The organism is Paenibacillus oceani (assembly GCF_014705615.1).
Taxonomy (GTDB): domain Bacteria; phylum Bacillota; class Bacilli; order Paenibacillales; family NBRC-103111; genus Paenibacillus_AB; species Paenibacillus_AB oceani.
In genome coordinates, this window is record NZ_JACXJA010000005.1 from 294,012 (window position 1) to 309,206 (window position 15,195).

Below are 15,195 nucleotides of genomic sequence, written 5' to 3' on the forward strand. Positions count from 1 at the left end.
CCTGTTGTCAATTCGCTGCCGCTTCGGCTATTGCATGATTCCGGTGCCGACGACCCGGACGCTCGTAACAAGCCGGATATCCGCCTCCGCAAACGATTCCGCCCACCGATCTTTCACTTTCACCCATTCCCTGTACGTGTAAGCCCGGGCGTACATGCCGAAGCCCACCGGATCGACCCGGTGCTTCTGAAGCTTGCGGATCAGGCTCGTAACCTCTTTATCCAGCTCCGCCTGGATGATCGGTCCGATCTGCTCCTCCTGCACATCGGAATTCAGATTCTCCGATATGGCCGCATCGAGACTCAGCTTCACCTGAAACACGAATTTGCCTTTTTCGAAGGTTGGCCGGATTTTCGTCTTCGCCCGTTTAACATAAAAGCTGGCCCGGTTGTTCAGCAGCTGTCCGTTCGTCGAGGCGGCCGGAAGCGGGATCGTCAGCGACGTATCCGCCTTTTTCTCGTTTTGCAGCAATTGGAGCAGCGTCGTTTCTTGAAGTCCGAGTGAAGTGGCATATTTCCCCCGCTCATCAAGCAAAGCCGCCCCCGTTATTTCCAGTTGCCGCTTTTTCTTTAGCTCGGCGACGAAAGGGGTCATTCCCTTATCGAACATTTGTCGATGAAATTCCTGCACAGTCGTCTTAAACGAGATGTTCCGACGGCTGGCCGTATCGATCAGCTTGGCGATATGCTGGGACAATCGCGGCTTATCCTCCGGAGTAAACTCCATAATATCCGCCACGCTCCCGTCGACGGCAATAATCCTGCTGTTAACGGTCATCTTTGCGTCGCGCATTAAGGTGTCCAGCAGCTTAAACCAGCCGGGTTGTTCCAATACTTGCTTCCCAATCAGGATCGATTGGATTTTGCCGCTTTTTGTCATCGCGGTCACCATCGAATCCAGCCTCCCTCGAGCCTGACGAATGGATGTCGCCTTAACGCCGTAATCTTCCGTCTTTTGCTTCGCCTCTTTGCTGAATACCGGACTGGATGTATAGATGAGCAGCTCGTTGTCCTCAACGTCGACACCCAAAGTCAGGGCGAGCGTAATGTCCTCCAGATTCGTCTGGTCGTAGCAGCCGCCCAGAAGCATTGCAAGCAGGGCGAAGGCGATGCCTGAGCGCATTATCCGCATTGGCGCCCCTCCGTCCTCCGTTTTTTTCGGATCAGGTCCGTTACAGCCAGCACGAGGAGTAGGGCAAATGGTGTCACATAAGCCAGTACAAGACCGCTTCTGGACCAAAGCTGTTCCATCAGGCGCAGCCCCTTGACCGCAGGAAAATAAAACACCGATACGGCAAATATCGTCCCCGCTATCGCGTACACGTGCGGCGCATGATCTGCCTGTCCGGTCAGCCGGCTTGCACAATGCCCGGCCAGCATCAGCAGCGGGGTCCAGGTAGTCGACAGCAGGAACAAATAAAACGCCAGAAACACGATGTCGAACCGCTCCAGAAAGTGAAATTCAATTACCTTCAGCAAGCTTAAGGTCGGCCAGGTAAATTCCGCAATCTGGTCCGGGCTGTAAAATAAATTGCTGGAAAAAATAACGAGCATAAACACGATCATGGACAAGGTATTGGCAATGACCACCCCCGTATACGCCCGCTCTTTCCGAAGGAGGAACGGATACAGGAAAAACCCGACTTCAAATCCGAGGAAGGAAGGGGCTGTCAGTTTAACCGCTTGCAGCACGCCTGCCCATTCCCCTTTAATCAACGGGAGAATATGGACCAGGTGGCTGTCCTTGAGCGGCGCGATCAGAAAAAGCGGGGCTGCGAGCGAACAGTAAAATACAAGCTCCGCATAACGGCCGAGTATGCGAATACCGCTGCGGGCCACCATCACGGTCGGCAGCAGAAACAGCAGCACGGTCATATACGCCGGAGTTTGCGAGAGAACCCACACCTTCGTAATCGAAACGGATGTTGCGAGAACAGCCGCAAAGGCAGCCACAAAGTACGCGAGCCAGATGACAGCGGCCGCCCGGCCCGCCCATTTGCCGAACAAACGCCGAATCAGATCGAGAATCGTATCGTCCGGATACCGGCGCATAACCGCGACGATGCACAGACTGGTCGTTACGGCGATTGCCCAGCCGAGCACGATCGCCATCCAGCCGTCGGTGCCCGCGGTTTTTGCCATTTCTCGAGGCAGCGTCAGCAACCCTACCCCGACCTGGCCCCCATGAATGATCGTGATGTATTGCATCAGCGTAATTTCATTGAATCCGTATCGTTTCATTCCCCTTCACCGCCCGGTTCCGGCTCTCCCAGCCTGCGGCTCTGCTTCGTCCTCGTCTCCTTCGGGCGGTCCTTCATGCTCCACAAGGGAAGCCGGATCAGCGTATCCTTCCAATCAGAGAGGCGGACCGGAGCAAAAGGTGTCCCGTACGGGGTGCCCAGCGATTCGAGCGAGATCAGGTGAGCGACCAGGATCATCAGTGCGATCGCAATGCCGATCAGCCCGAACATCGAAGCGACGATCATCACCGGAAACCGGAGCAGACGGATAGCCGACGCCATATCGTAACTGGGCAAAATAAAAGACGCAATCGCAGTCGAAGCTACGATAATCACCATAATGTTGCTGACGATGCCCGCCTGTACCGCAGCCTGCCCGATCACGATCCCGCCGACGATGCCGACCGTTTGCCCGATCGGCGAAGGCAGCCGGATTCCCGCCTCCCGCAGCATCTCCAGCGTGATTTCCATAATCAGAGCTTCGACAATGGGCGGAAACGGCACGCGTTCCCGGGACTCGCCTATCGAGATGAGCAGATCGAGCGGAATGATCTCGTAATTAAACGAGATGACCGCGATATAGATCGCCGGCAAAAACGTAGAAAGAAAAAAGCCCAAGTACCGGAGCAGCCGTATAAAGGAAGCGATCGGCCAGCGGGTGCTGTAGTCGTCGACGCTCTGGAAATAAGAGCAGAAGGTGGCGGGGCCGATCAATACGCTCGGCGAGCGGTCGACGATGACGACGATCCGGCCTTGCAGCAAGTGCGAGGCGGCCGTGTCGGGCCGCTCCGTGGCAATGAACTGGGGGAACGGCGAAAAGGGATTATCCTCGATATATTCGGCAAGCTCTCCGGAATTCAAAATGCTGTCCACTTTGATGTTGCCGAGCCGGTCCGTCATTTCCTTCAGCAGCTCCGGCTTGACAAGATCGGCGATGTATAGGATCGACAGCTTCGCTTTAGCGCGCGAGCCTACGATCATCTCTTTATTTTTTAACTCGCGGCTCTGGATATACCGGCGAATGAGCGCGACGTTTTGGATCGCCGTCTCTACGAACCCTTGGTGCGCTCCTTTCAGAGACGCTTCGAGCTGCGGGTCTTCGATCGCCCGCTGCGGCCAGCCTTGGGTACGGATGAGATACGCCTCGCCGGAACCTTCGACGAACAGCACGCTGCAGCCGTCCAGGATGCTGGTCTCGATGTTGGACCACTGCCGCGTCTTGTATACCGGTCCGGCCGATATGCCAAGCTCCCCGCTTTGTTTCTCTTCCTCGATGAGCGGACGGATGATATGCTGGTCGATCGAAATCTTGTCCGTCATGCCTTCCAGATACACCAGTGCGGCCTGCTTACCGCTTTGTTTGATCACCAGCATCCGGACGACCAGTTCCGGGGTGAGACTGAACAAAGCGTACAGATCCGACAAGTTGGTATTCAGTTGCCGGGCAATCTCGTTCCTGATAATTTGCGCAGCCTGCCGGCTCGATTGCAGCGACGCTTCGCCCCTTAACCACCGCAGCCACTTTGATTTCATGATCCGTTCTCCCCGTTTCGCGAGTTCCGTAACTTACACTCCATAGAATGGAAGCTTAGGAAGATCTCTATTCGGCAACACGGTTTCCATTTCATGCCTGACCGGTCGGGGGAACCGCGGCCTGCCCTTGTTATGTATTGCGGTAATGGTGCGGGACGAAATCAAGTTGTATTACATTCCGCCTATCGTTAAATTATGGCAGAGAGTGCTTTACAAACTGTTAACAGCCCATTATAATGTTACATATTGAACCGAGTTTCTGTCATCGGGGTATAGCGCAGCCTGGTAGCGCGCACCCTTGGGGTGGGTGAGGTCGCACGTTCAAATCGTGTTACTCCGATCGATCAACAAAAAACCGTTTTCTTCCTGCAGCATTGCAGATGAAGAAGACGGTTTTTTTTGTTTAGGAAAAGCGGCGCAGTCGCGTTTGCCGCGAAAACGCCGCATTCATTCAGTCTCCGTAGCCCTGAGGATGTTCCTTATGCCAGTTCCATGCCGTCTCGATGATCGTTTTCAGATCGTTGTAGCGCGGCTTCCACTCTAGCACTTGCTGCGCTTTCCCGGAAGAGGCGATCAGCACGGCCGGATCTCCGGCTCTGCGCGGCGATACCGCAGCTGGTATCGGATGGCCGGTCACTTCTCTGGCCAGCTCGATGACCTGTTTGACGGAGAAGCCCGTACCAGAACCGAGGTTGAAAATATCGCTCGAGTTGCCGGCGCGCAAATAAGCAAGCGCCAGCAGATGAGCGTCCGCAAGGTCCATCACGTGAATATAGTCACGGATGCATGTGCCGTCTTCGGTCCGATAATCGTCACCGAAGATGCCGATCTGCTCCCGCTGGCCGAGCGGCACTTGCAGGATGATCGGGATCAGATGGCTCTCCGGCGTATGATCTTCGCCGATCGTCCCGTCCGGATGAGCTCCGCAGGCGTTGAAATAGCGAAGCGATACGAATTTGATCCCGTAAGCCTGATCGCACCAGCGGAACAAATTCTCCATCGCGAGCTTCGTTTCCCCGTATGGGCTTTCCGGACGGGTCGGGGCGGTCTCCTCGATCGGAACGCGCTCCGGCTCCCCATACGTAGCGGCCGTGGAAGAAAAAACGATTTTGTTCACTCCGTGCCCGGCCATCGCACTGACCAGGGAAAACGTGCCAAGCAGATTATTGTCGTAATACTTGAGCGGATTGCTGACACTTTCTCCAACCAGGGAGCTGGCGGCAAAATGAATGACCGCTTCGATTTCATTTTCAGCGAATACCCGGTTCAAAAAGCTTGCGTCGCGGATATCTCCCTCGTAGAATCGGGCTGCGGCCGACACGGCCGATCGGTGTCCGGTCACCAGATTATCGACAACGACTACGTTCTCCCCGCGGGAGATCAGCTCGGCAACGGTATGACTGCCGATATATCCGGCACCGCCGGTAACAAGAATGGTCATGCTTGAGCTCCTCCTACCTGACTTTATAGCTGCCTCGCGCCGTCTCCGATGTCGCAGACATAAAACGACGGGGTAAGTCCCGTCTTGGCCGTGTAACGCTCGGCGACGATCCGCCGGAACGCCTCAACAGCCTCGTTGCGGACGATGCTGACCGTACAGCCGCCGAAGCCGGCTCCAGTCATCCGCGTCCCGATACAGCCTTCGATCGCGCAAGCTTCCTCGAACAAAGTGTCCAGCTCGAAGCCGGTCACCTCGTACAGATCGCGCAGCGATACATGAGAAGCTTTCATCAGCTCGCCGAATGCGGCAAGGTCGCCTTGCTCCAAACTGGAGCAAGCCTTCAAGACCCGATCGTCTTCCGTGACGACATGCTCCACCCGGCAGCGAATGAGCGGATCGGGAATCGCGTCTTGGACCCGCTCCCACTCGGCCAGCGACAGCTCGCCAAGACTAGAGAGGCCGGGCAGCTTTTCCTGTATCCACTTTAACCCATCTTCACATTGCTGTCTACGCTCATTGTATTTGGAATCGGCCAGCCCTCTCCGCTTGTTCGTATTCGTAATGATCAGCTTGCAGCCTTCGATACGAAACGGAACATACTGGTATTCCAAAGTATCGCATTTCAGCATAACGGCGTGAGCTTCCTTGCCCATACCGACCGCGAACTGGTCCATAATTCCGCAGTTGACCCCGACAAACCGGTTCTCCGCCCTCTGGGACAGCTTCACCAAATCAATCATCGGCAAATTGATCCCGGCCAGAGCCGTCAGAGCAATCGCCGTGACAAGCTCGATCGAAGCTGAGGAAGATAACCCCGCTCCGTTCGGGACGTTGCCGTCGTACAGAACGTCCGCGCCCTGGAACCGGTGAACGTGCGCTCCGCCCTCCAGCTGGAGCAGCTCCGACAGCACACCCTTGGGATAATTCGCCCAATCGTCTTCCTGACGGAACTGCACATTAGCGGTCCGGACGTCGGCTTCCGCCGAAAACTGCATCGAACGGAAACGGTACAACCCGTCGGTGCGAGGCTTGACCAGCGCATACGTGCCGAACGTCAAAGCCGCCGGAAACACATAACCGCCGTTGTAATCGGTATGCTCGCCGATCAGATTAACCCGGCCCGGGGCAAAAAACAGAACGGCTCCCTCCCGATCGCCGAACCGCTCTGCGAACGATTGTTGAAGCAAGCCGATATCGTAAGTCATAACTGTCATTGCAATCTACCGTCCTTTCTCAGGAAGCGTTCATACGCCTCGCGCATGTTCGGCGCCGTCTCCTCCACCGCCATCGGATTCGCGGCCGCCCAGGCTCCCATCTCCGAGGAGGCGTACCACTTCATTTTATCTTTGTCTCTTAGAGGCGGGTAAAACTCGATATGAAAATGATAATACGATTCCGCGTCGTCCCCGTTAACCGGTCTTTGATGGATCACCATCATGTACGGGAACAGCTTGTCGAACAGCTGATCCATCGCTCCGGTCGTATCCCGCAGTATCTCGGCAAGCGCCGTCTTCTCTTCCGGCGTAAAGTCCGGCAGCGCCGTCATATGGCGTTTGCTTACGATAAAGACACCGTATGGATAGTCCGTAAAATACGGCAAATAACATAAGAAATGATCGTTCTCGATGATGACCCGCTGACGGAAAGCCGCTTCTTCCCGGTTCATGTCGCAGAACAGGCAAGTACCGTTCTCCTCATGGTGCAATTTGCAGCTAGCCAGCTCCGTCTTCAGCTTGAGCGGCATATGCGAATACGCGTAAATCTGCCCGTGCGGATGCGGCATCGTTACTCCACACTCCTCGCCGCGGTTTTCAAAAATCATCACGTACTGATGGCGCGGGTCTTTGGACAACTCGGTGAACCGTTCGGTCCATAAATCGATCAGCTTGCCGATATGCGGAACCGAGAGCTCGGGCAGCGTTTTCGTATGGTCCGGCGAGTAAAGCACGACCTCGCATTTCCCGTAAGACTTCTCTGCCTTATACAGCGACGTTGCTACCGGATCGGGCTCCGGCGGATTGGGGCTGAGTGCAGGGAAATCGTTTTCGTACATGTGCACGTCGTACTCGTCCGGCACTTTGCCGGAGCCCGGGCAGAAGGGACAATACCCTTTCGGCATGTGCGGCCGGTTTTGCCGGTTTGAAGCCACCATGATCCAATCCCGCAGCAGCGGATTGTAGCGCAGTTCGGCCATGGAACATCCTCCTTAAGCGAAGTCGGTTAGACTTTATTAATTATTTTAATTAACTATACCCTATGATACTCACACAACCGTATAATTACAATCGAAAAAAATTTTATATCCCTCGAAATTTCGCCTCAATCTCCTTATCTCGCAATTGATTTCCAAAACTTAATTAGTTATTCTAATAAAGAAAGCTTTACACTACTTTATCTCGCAGACAGGATGAATCCGATGATCAAGCCGTTGATCGGCAGCTTTCAGCTGATGAAATCGCTCAACCGCACGCTCGTGCTCACGACCATACGCAATCTCGGACCGATCTCGCGGGCGGACATCGCCAAGAAAACGATGCTGACTCCGCCGACGGTAACGAACATCGTAAGCGAGCTTCTGGAACAAAAATTTATTATAGAAAGCGAGGTCGGAGCGTCCAGCGGAGGCAGGAAGCCGATCTTGCTCAAGCTGAATTCCCGCTCGTTCGCCATCGTCGGAGTTGATGTCGGAATTACGTCGATCAAATCGGTATTGACCGATCTGGACGCCGGCCTCATCCGCGAGCTGCGCTGTCCGCTGCCTCCCCGCCCCGATGCGGACACGTTTCTCGAGCTGTTGTCCCGGTCCGTAGCCGAGCTGATTGCATCGGCCGCAGCGGAGCAGACGGTGCTCGGCATCGGCGTCGGCATGCACGGGCTGGTCAATCCGGAGGAAGGCGTCTCGATTTTTGCCCCGAATTTGAATTTGCGGCTAGTCCCGATCCGCGCTGTGCTGGAAAGCGAGTTCGGACTACCGGTGTATGTGGAAAACGACGTAGTCGCCATGGCGCTCGGAGAGTTATGGTTCGGGGGCGGGCAGTTGACTGATCATTTTATATGCGTCAATATCGGAGTCGGCGTGGGGGCCGGCATCGTGCTGAACCGGCAAATTTTTAGAGGGAGCAGCTACTCCGCAGGCGAGCTCGGCCATACGACGGTCGATCTGAACGGTCCCCGCTGCAGCTGCGGCAATTACGGCTGCCTGCAGGCGCTCGTATCCGGACCGGCCATCGCGGAAAGCGTGCAAAACGAGATCGCTCTCGGGCGCAAAAGCGCGCTGCTTCCGCCGGTTCCTTCGGACCTCGCTTCGATTACCGGCGAGCATGTCTACGAGGCGGCCTTGCAAGGAGACGTGCTGGCGCTGGAAGCGTTCGGCAAAGCCGGCCGTTTGCTCGGCATCAGCTTGACGAACATGATCCATACGCTGAATCCGCAAAAAATTATTTTGGGCGGAGGCGTCGCCCAAGCCGGAGATCTGCTCACCGGTCCGCTTAACGAAACGGTACGATCGCGCGCCCTCGAGTCGTCCGTAACCAGCCTCGTTATCGAGACTTCCCAGCTCGGGGACAGAGCCACGGCGATCGGAGCCGTTACGGCGGTGCTCAGCCGGATTTTCGAGCTGCCGCAGCTTCAGGGCGAAGCAGCCGTCAGCCATTCGGAGCCTTAAGGTATAGCCCAAGCACACGCTGCACGGGAAGTTGCCCAAAAAAGCGAATAAGCGCCGGCACGAATCGTGCCGACGCTTATTTATAGTTGCAGCCTAGCCTTATATCGGATCAGTGCGAAGTTATAAGGAACCTCGCCAAAGCGATACCGTATGACGACTCCGTTATTGGGCGCATACATCCCGCAATTGCTTGCCGGGCTTAAATGCCGGAACCTTGCTCGCCGGAATGTCGATTTCCTCGCCTGTTTGCGGATTACGCCCTTTGCGCGCAGAACGTTCACGAACTTCAAAATTGCCGAAGCCCACAAGTTGAACTTTGTCCCCGCCTTGCAAAGCTTCCGTAATCGCATCGAACACGGCGTCTACCGCTTTCGTTATATCCTTTTTGGACAAGTCGGTCGATTCCGCCACCTTCGCGATCAACTCCGATTTATTCATGCCATTCACCTCCCCCTTCGCGTTCTAATGCTTGTATTCTCTGTGTTCACCGATTCCGATGAAATTATACGTGGGGCGCGAAAATATTCGAAATTAGGTGCAGCAAGGCCAGCCGATCCCGCAAGAAAAACGCGCAAGTCTCTCCAGCCGGAGAAATTGCGCGTTTTGGAATTTAGAGAATAATCGCGATCAAGCCGCCGGAGCCTTCGTTTATAATGCGTCCGAGCGTTTCCTGCAGCTTGTAGCGCGCGTTGTCCGGCATCATCGCCAGCTTGCCCTGGATGCCTTCCCTGACGATCGAGTGCAGCGATCTTCCGAAGATGTCGGATTCCCATATTTTCAGCGGATTGTCTTCGAAATCCTGCATCAGATAACGGACCAGCTCTTCGCTTTGCTTTTCCGTGCCGATAATCGGAGCGAATTCCGACTCGACGTCGACGCGGATCATATGGATCGACGGCGCCGTCGCTTTCAGCCTGACCCCGAATCGGGAGCCTTGGCGGATCAGTTCCGGCTCATCAAGCGACATATCTTCGAGGCTCGGAGGCGCGATCCCGTAACCGGTCGTCTTGACCATCTCGAGCGATTCCGCGAACCGGTCGTACTCGCGCTTCGCGTGCGAGAAGTCCTGCATCAGCTGGAGCAGATGGTCTTTGCCGCGGATTTCCACGCCGACGACTTCCATCAAAATTTTATCGTACAGCTCATCCGGAGCGTACAGGTCGATCTCGGCAACCCCTTGCCCCATATCCATCCCTGCAAGAGCGGCGCGCTCAATGAAATCGTACGTATCGAATTGTCCGACGACCCGGTCGACGTCGCGCAGACGGCGGATGTCCTTGACGGTATTGCGGACCGAATTCTCGAAGTGCGAACGGAGCCAATGGTTCTCGTCCAGCACCATCACCCAGCTCGGTAAGTTGACGTTTACTTCGTGCACCGGGAATTCGTACAGCACTTCGCGCATCACTTGCAAAATATCGTCTTCGGTCATCGCCGCCACGCTGGTGGCCATAACCGGGATATCGTATTTGGCGGCTAATTCATTGCGCAGCTCGATCGTCTCCGGGGCTGTCGGCTTGATCGAGTTGACGATCAGAATAAACGGCTTGCCGACTTCCTTCAGCTCGTTGATTACCCGTTCTTCCGCCTCTTCATAAGAGGAGCGGGGAATTTCCGCGATCGAACCGTCGGTCGTCACGACGACGCCAAGCGTCGAATGTTCCTGAATGACTTTGCGCGTGCCGATCTCGGCGGCTTCCTGGAACGGAATCGGCTCTTCGAACCAGGGCGTCGTGATCATGCGGGGACCGTTTTCGTCCTCATACCCTTTCGCTCCCTGCACGGCATAACCGACGCAGTCGACGACCCGGATATTCACGTTAAGCCCCTCGGCCACGTTCAACCGAACCGCGTTGTTTGGCACGAATTTCGGTTCCGTCGTCATGATCGTCCGGCCCGCAGCGCTTTGCGGCAATTCGTCGGTAGCCCGGACCCGTTCGGCTTCGTTCTGGATGTTTGGCAACACCAATGTTTCCATGAACCGTTTAATAAACGTAGATTTCCCTGTCCGGACCGCGCCTACGACTCCGAGATAGATGTCCCCTCCCGTGCGCTCCGCAATGTCCTTAAAGATATCCACTTTCTCCAATGAGATCCCCTCCCAGCAGGATGATGAACGAAGCAGATGTCGCAACCTCGATTGTTGACGGCTGCCGGCCGAATCACAGTGCGACGATACTCGTACATGCTTTTGAACTAGTAAAAAATATATGTACTAGGATTCGCTTTATGACAGGAACGGAAGAAAAGTTTTTTCACTCCGTCCTGTTTACCGGATGACCGCTCACAATGCCCCTCCTCCAAGCCAATGCCTGCGTCAAACTATCAATCGCCCGGTTATCAAGTCGGTATGCTGCATAGGCAAACCTGATCTTCCCCAAAGAATGGATTCGATAGATCAACAGAAATAGTCTACAAATCTATCTTCTTCCAGCTCCTCTGCGGTAAAGTTACCCTTCAACCACTATATGTAGCCTGCCGGACAGTTATTCGGAACAACTGGCTTCGCCCGGCAATAATTCGCCCGTATCTCCCGCCGTTTCCCGCCCGCTCCGCCGGCCCGGCAAAAAAAGAAACCCCCGACGGGTTTCGGGGGTTCGAACATGGGTGGTGGTTGATTCGTTATTTGATCGGATCGTCCGCGATCTGTTTCTTGATGTCTTCCTCGGCTTTGCGCAAGGCGGTATTCAAGTCGTCCGGCCCGCCGACGAGCCGGTCCACCACCTGACTCATCCGGGAGCGTGCTCCGCCATCATAATACGTGCTGACGATCGGCTTGGCGATTTTCTCCGCCGTAAACGCCTTTATGTTTTTGCCTTGCAAAATCGGCAAATCTTTGCCGAATTCCGCCATCACCTGCTCGCTGCGCAGAACCGATACGCGCCCTTTGCGGGAGTTAGCCGCTTGAATCTCGTCCGATACCAAATACGCGAGCACTTCAAACACTTCTTCCTTATGCTTGCTGGTCGGCACCATCGAGAAAAAAGGCGCGTTCATCTGCGAGCCGACGCCCTTCATGCCATCGAAGTGCGGCAGTGTTACGACGTCCCAGTCCAGCCCTTTCTCCACCGCGGCCGGGAGCAGATCCAGCGGGCTCGGTCCGACCCGCATCGCGAGCGTTTGGCGGTTGAAGAAATTGACGTCGTCATCGCTCGCCGGCTCGTTATTCGGGATCGTGTAAAAGCTCGTCATCGTCTCGACATACTTTTTCCACTGCTCCGTATTGACGGTCGGGGCGAACGTTTTCGGATCGATAAACGTAAGGCCTAGCTGGTTGCGATAAATCATGTTGAGCGCGTTCAGCTTAATCCCCTTGTATTTCGTACCGCCTTCCATCCGGGATATTTGCTTGGTCAAGTCGTAGATCTGCGTCCAGGTCATACCGTCCTTCGGATACGGCACGCCGAACTTATCGAAGATCGATTTATTGTACACCAGCGTCGTATTGTTCAGCTCATACGGCATGAACAATATTTCTCCCTTCGGCGAATACGATTTGATCGATTCCAGCACGCCCGGAGCAAACCGGTTCAGATCGAATTTGCTTTTCTCGATATAAGGCGTAAGGTCGGTCATCACCTGAAACTTCATCGCTTGGAATACGCCGCCCGCCGTCCGCGCCACCGCGTCGAGCTCCGTTCCCGACCCGATGACGTCTTCGAGCGTCGCTCCTTTGGCTTCCATCATCACGTTCAGCTTGATATGGGGGAACTTCGTCTCAATTTTGCTTTTCAACTCGTCAACCAGTTCCTTGGAATAACCGTTGTACAAAAAAGTCAGCGTTACCGGATCACGCTTCTGGGGCTGCGGATCAGCGGGGGCGGCCTCATTTCCCGTGCTTGGCGCGCCTCCGCATGCGGATACGGCAACCGACAGCAGCAGCGCCGCGGCAACCGTCAGCAGCTTGGTTTTTTTCTTTTTCCCGTTCATAACCATCTTCCTCCCCTTTCGATTGCTCTCCTATGTTGTTTGCGCTTTCAATTGTAACCCGGCTTGCCGAAATATACTTGCCTATCTTTGATCAAATGAATGTCACAATATTGATCGCGGCCTTTGCGTCCCCCCTTCGCTTCGTTCACTCCGTCCGACCGTTCGAGCGTTAGACCCTTCGCATACCCGAGTTGCCTACCAACATCTTCATATTCTATAATTCATTACAAGCGGGAACTATTTTGTTTGGGAAAAGGGGATGTATCGTGAAACTAGATCGAGTCCTAATCAATCAGCTGCCCGTATCGAATCCGATCGTCGAGAACAATTTCCGTCGGTTTCCCATTTATTTGAGAAATGAATCGTTGAGGTATCATAGATACAAAATGCACGTTCAGCCGGGCATCGAGATTAATCTGAGCTTGGCGGGAACGGCGGTGTACGTGGTCGGCAGCCGCATCTATAAAACGTCGCCGGGGCATATCCTGTTGTTTCCCGGCCACGTTCCCCACCAGGTGTTCGTCGACAACGCCGACAAGTACAAACGCGTCGTCCTCTGTATCGACGATGCCATGCTGCAGGCGATGGCGGTCAGTCCGGCACCGGCCCATTCGCTGGAATGGTTCGGCAGCGTCCCCTGCCACCATATCCGTCTATCGATGAATATGTTCGCGCTGTTTAAACAGATCGTACAGCTGATGCACACCGAGCTGATGGAGCAACGAAGAGGCTGGGAGCAGATGCTGATGGCCCAACTGACGAGCTTGACCGTCATGATCGGAAGGATGGTCGACGAGCAGTTCGCCGCTTACGAACAATCGCGGGGGCCTTGCCTGCCCGAGGATTTGGCGGACCGGTGCTGCCAATATATCGAATCTCATCTGCACGAGGACTTGTCTCTGCAAAGCGTAGCCGAGTTGTTCCACGTCAGCCCCGAGCATTTGACCCGTACCTTTAAACGTGAAAAAGGCGTCGCCTTTTATCAGTACGTGCTGCTGCAGCGCATTCAGGAGAGCAAACGTCTGATGCTCGCCCGCAAAGACATCTCGCTCACCGATATCGCCTATACGCTCGGGTTCGCCTCGTCATCGCATTTCAGCCGCATCTTTAAAAGCGTCACCGCGATCACCCCGCGGGAATTTCGGCATCGCTCGCAGTCCGGGCTGTAGTCAGCGGCTCAGCGGCGATCATGTATGCGCTTAAACAGCAGCGGAGCTCTGGCACCCTTTATTTTCAGTATTTGTGGACGATGGCGACGAATAAAGGCGGTTATACCCCTTATTTCCAGCCCACTGATGGAAGTATACGGTTCCTTCCCCCGCTTGAAGCAGGGCAGAAGGTCCAAACGGCCACCCGACCGCGATGAACGACTTGCGATACTTGCTGGCTCGACGACGACAAGGAAGGGAACAGCTCTTGACTATACTATGGTGAAGAACTTAAACTTTCTTTTATAAAAAAAGCTTCTAAACGAAGCCGTTTCCGCGACGCGACGAATGCCCCTGCGTAAGCGAAGGCTTTTAGCGAACTTAAACATTCTGACGTTGAAAAAACCGTCCGGCAACATCCGGACGGTTCTTCGGTAATGGAAGATTCAATGAGCGGCCGAGGAAGCTTGCGGCTCGTTGTTGACCCAATAATAAGGAAATGATTTGGCCGGCACGAAAGGCGATTCCGTCACCAGCACCTCGCGAAGATCCGAACCAGCGTCCGCCGACTTTATTCCTTTGCGCTGCATCGCCTGCATAATATCGGCAGCATAATCCACCGCGACCGTCCCCTGCTTGTCGATGACGAAGCCGGCATATTGGCGCGAGTAGACGCTTTGCACTTGCTCCGCCTTGATGCCCAGCTTGGTGAAATCGAGCCGAAACACGTCCTGGCCGGCCGGTTCGCCGGTTGGCACTGCGCCGTTATTCGCCGTTTTGTAGCTATCTACGCGCTTTTGCAAATCGCCGGTTTTCTGGTACGCGATCACATCGATCAGTTTCACTTCCGGCTTTTGTTCCGGATTGACAAGAACGAACAAGTACGATCCCCCGTTCTCGAAAGCGATCGTAGGAATTTGCCCCAAATACGGGCCTTGAATCAGCTTTTTCAGATCGAGCACGTATTTTTCGTACAGCGGCGTATCCGAAACCGAGTTTTTAATCGGCAAAACGCCGGTTTTTTCTTTGTATTGATTCACCGCGTTTTGCACAAGCATCAAACTATCGGAGACGTTCGTCTGGTTTTCTTTACGCATTTCTTTCGGGTACATGCATCCCGCCGCAACCGTCAGCAGCATCGCCACAGCAATAAGGCCGGCCAGTCTACCCAGCAGATTGCGCCAGGCTTTATCCATCGCTTGCATCGGATCTATCCTTTCTGAAAGTAGGCTGTCGTCGT

Annotated in this window: 12 protein-coding genes and 1 tRNA gene; 3 read left to right on the forward strand and 10 right to left on the reverse strand. The window is 54.8% G+C overall.

From position 1 onward, the window contains the following. Nucleotides 1-27: 27 nt before the first annotated feature. From IDH45_RS04815 to IDH45_RS04825, 3 genes are read right to left on the reverse strand one after another with little or no spacing between them, the layout of a single operon-like run. Nucleotides 28-1,131: a Ger(x)C family spore germination protein gene (locus IDH45_RS04815; protein ID WP_190925207.1), complete on the reverse strand. Its 1,104-nt coding sequence runs from the start codon at nucleotides 1,129-1,131 to the stop codon at nucleotides 28-30. Further along, entirely contained in the window at nucleotides 1,122-2,240 is a 1,119-nt protein-coding gene (locus IDH45_RS04820; protein WP_190925209.1) for a GerAB/ArcD/ProY family transporter, read from the reverse strand. The genes IDH45_RS04815 and IDH45_RS04820 overlap by 10 nt, the downstream gene beginning before the upstream one ends. Continuing rightward, nucleotides 2,237-3,772, reverse strand: coding sequence for a spore germination protein (locus IDH45_RS04825; RefSeq protein ID WP_190925211.1), 1,536 nt, complete (start codon nucleotides 3,770-3,772; stop codon nucleotides 2,237-2,239). The genes IDH45_RS04820 and IDH45_RS04825 overlap by 4 nt, the downstream gene beginning before the upstream one ends. A 266-nt stretch (nucleotides 3,773-4,038) precedes the next feature. On the opposite strand from IDH45_RS04825, the gene IDH45_RS04830 reads away from it, so the two are divergent. Further along, nucleotides 4,039-4,112 (forward strand) — tRNA-Pro (locus IDH45_RS04830). Nucleotides 4,113-4,223: 111 nt separating this feature from the next. Here IDH45_RS04830 and galE read toward each other — a convergent pair. Genes galE through galT form a run of 3 tightly spaced genes read right to left on the reverse strand, consistent with a single transcriptional unit; the run spans nucleotide 4,224 to nucleotide 7,407 of the window. Continuing rightward, entirely contained in the window at nucleotides 4,224-5,213 is a 990-nt protein-coding gene (galE, locus tag IDH45_RS04835; protein WP_190925213.1) for a UDP-glucose 4-epimerase GalE, read from the reverse strand. Nucleotides 5,214-5,236: 23 nt separating this feature from the next. After that, nucleotides 5,237-6,427, reverse strand: coding sequence for a galactokinase (locus IDH45_RS04840; protein WP_223836375.1), 1,191 nt, complete (start codon nucleotides 6,425-6,427; stop codon nucleotides 5,237-5,239). Continuing rightward, on the reverse strand, nucleotides 6,424-7,407 hold the full coding sequence (gene galT / locus IDH45_RS04845; protein ID WP_190925215.1) for a galactose-1-phosphate uridylyltransferase: 984 nt from the start codon (nucleotides 7,405-7,407) through the stop codon (nucleotides 6,424-6,426). Before galT ends, IDH45_RS04840 begins: the two co-directional genes overlap by 4 nt. A gap of 222 nt (nucleotides 7,408-7,629) precedes the next feature. On the opposite strand from galT, the gene IDH45_RS04850 reads away from it, so the two are divergent. Then, on the forward strand, nucleotides 7,630-8,877 hold the full coding sequence (locus IDH45_RS04850; protein ID WP_190925217.1) for an ROK family transcriptional regulator: 1,248 nt from the start codon (nucleotides 7,630-7,632) through the stop codon (nucleotides 8,875-8,877). A 162-nt stretch (nucleotides 8,878-9,039) separates the two neighbouring features. On the opposite strand, the gene IDH45_RS04855 is transcribed toward IDH45_RS04850, so the two are convergent. The 3 genes from IDH45_RS04855 to IDH45_RS04865 all read right to left on the reverse strand — a co-directional run bounded on the left by IDH45_RS04855 (nucleotide 9,040) and on the right by IDH45_RS04865 (nucleotide 12,807). Then, entirely contained in the window at nucleotides 9,040-9,315 is a 276-nt protein-coding gene (locus IDH45_RS04855) for an HU family DNA-binding protein (protein ID WP_190925219.1), read from the reverse strand. 172 nt (nucleotides 9,316-9,487) lie between these two features. Further along, nucleotides 9,488-10,966, reverse strand: coding sequence for a stage IV sporulation protein A (gene spoIVA / locus IDH45_RS04860; RefSeq protein WP_190925221.1), 1,479 nt, complete (start codon nucleotides 10,964-10,966; stop codon nucleotides 9,488-9,490). 533 nt (nucleotides 10,967-11,499) lie between these two features. Beyond that, complete coding sequence (locus IDH45_RS04865) at nucleotides 11,500-12,807, reverse strand: ABC transporter substrate-binding protein (protein ID WP_190925223.1); 1,308 nt, start codon at nucleotides 12,805-12,807, stop codon at nucleotides 11,500-11,502. Nucleotides 12,808-13,073: 266 nt separating this feature from the next. On the opposite strand from IDH45_RS04865, the gene IDH45_RS04870 reads away from it, so the two are divergent. After that, on the forward strand, nucleotides 13,074-13,976 hold the full coding sequence (locus tag IDH45_RS04870) for a helix-turn-helix transcriptional regulator (protein WP_190925225.1): 903 nt from the start codon (nucleotides 13,074-13,076) through the stop codon (nucleotides 13,974-13,976). Between the two features lie 425 nt (nucleotides 13,977-14,401). Here IDH45_RS04870 and IDH45_RS04875 read toward each other — a convergent pair whose 3' ends face one another. Further along, nucleotides 14,402-15,160: a DUF3939 domain-containing protein gene (locus tag IDH45_RS04875; RefSeq protein ID WP_223836376.1), complete on the reverse strand. Its 759-nt coding sequence runs from the start codon at nucleotides 15,158-15,160 to the stop codon at nucleotides 14,402-14,404. Between the last annotated feature and the right edge of the window lie 35 nt (nucleotides 15,161-15,195).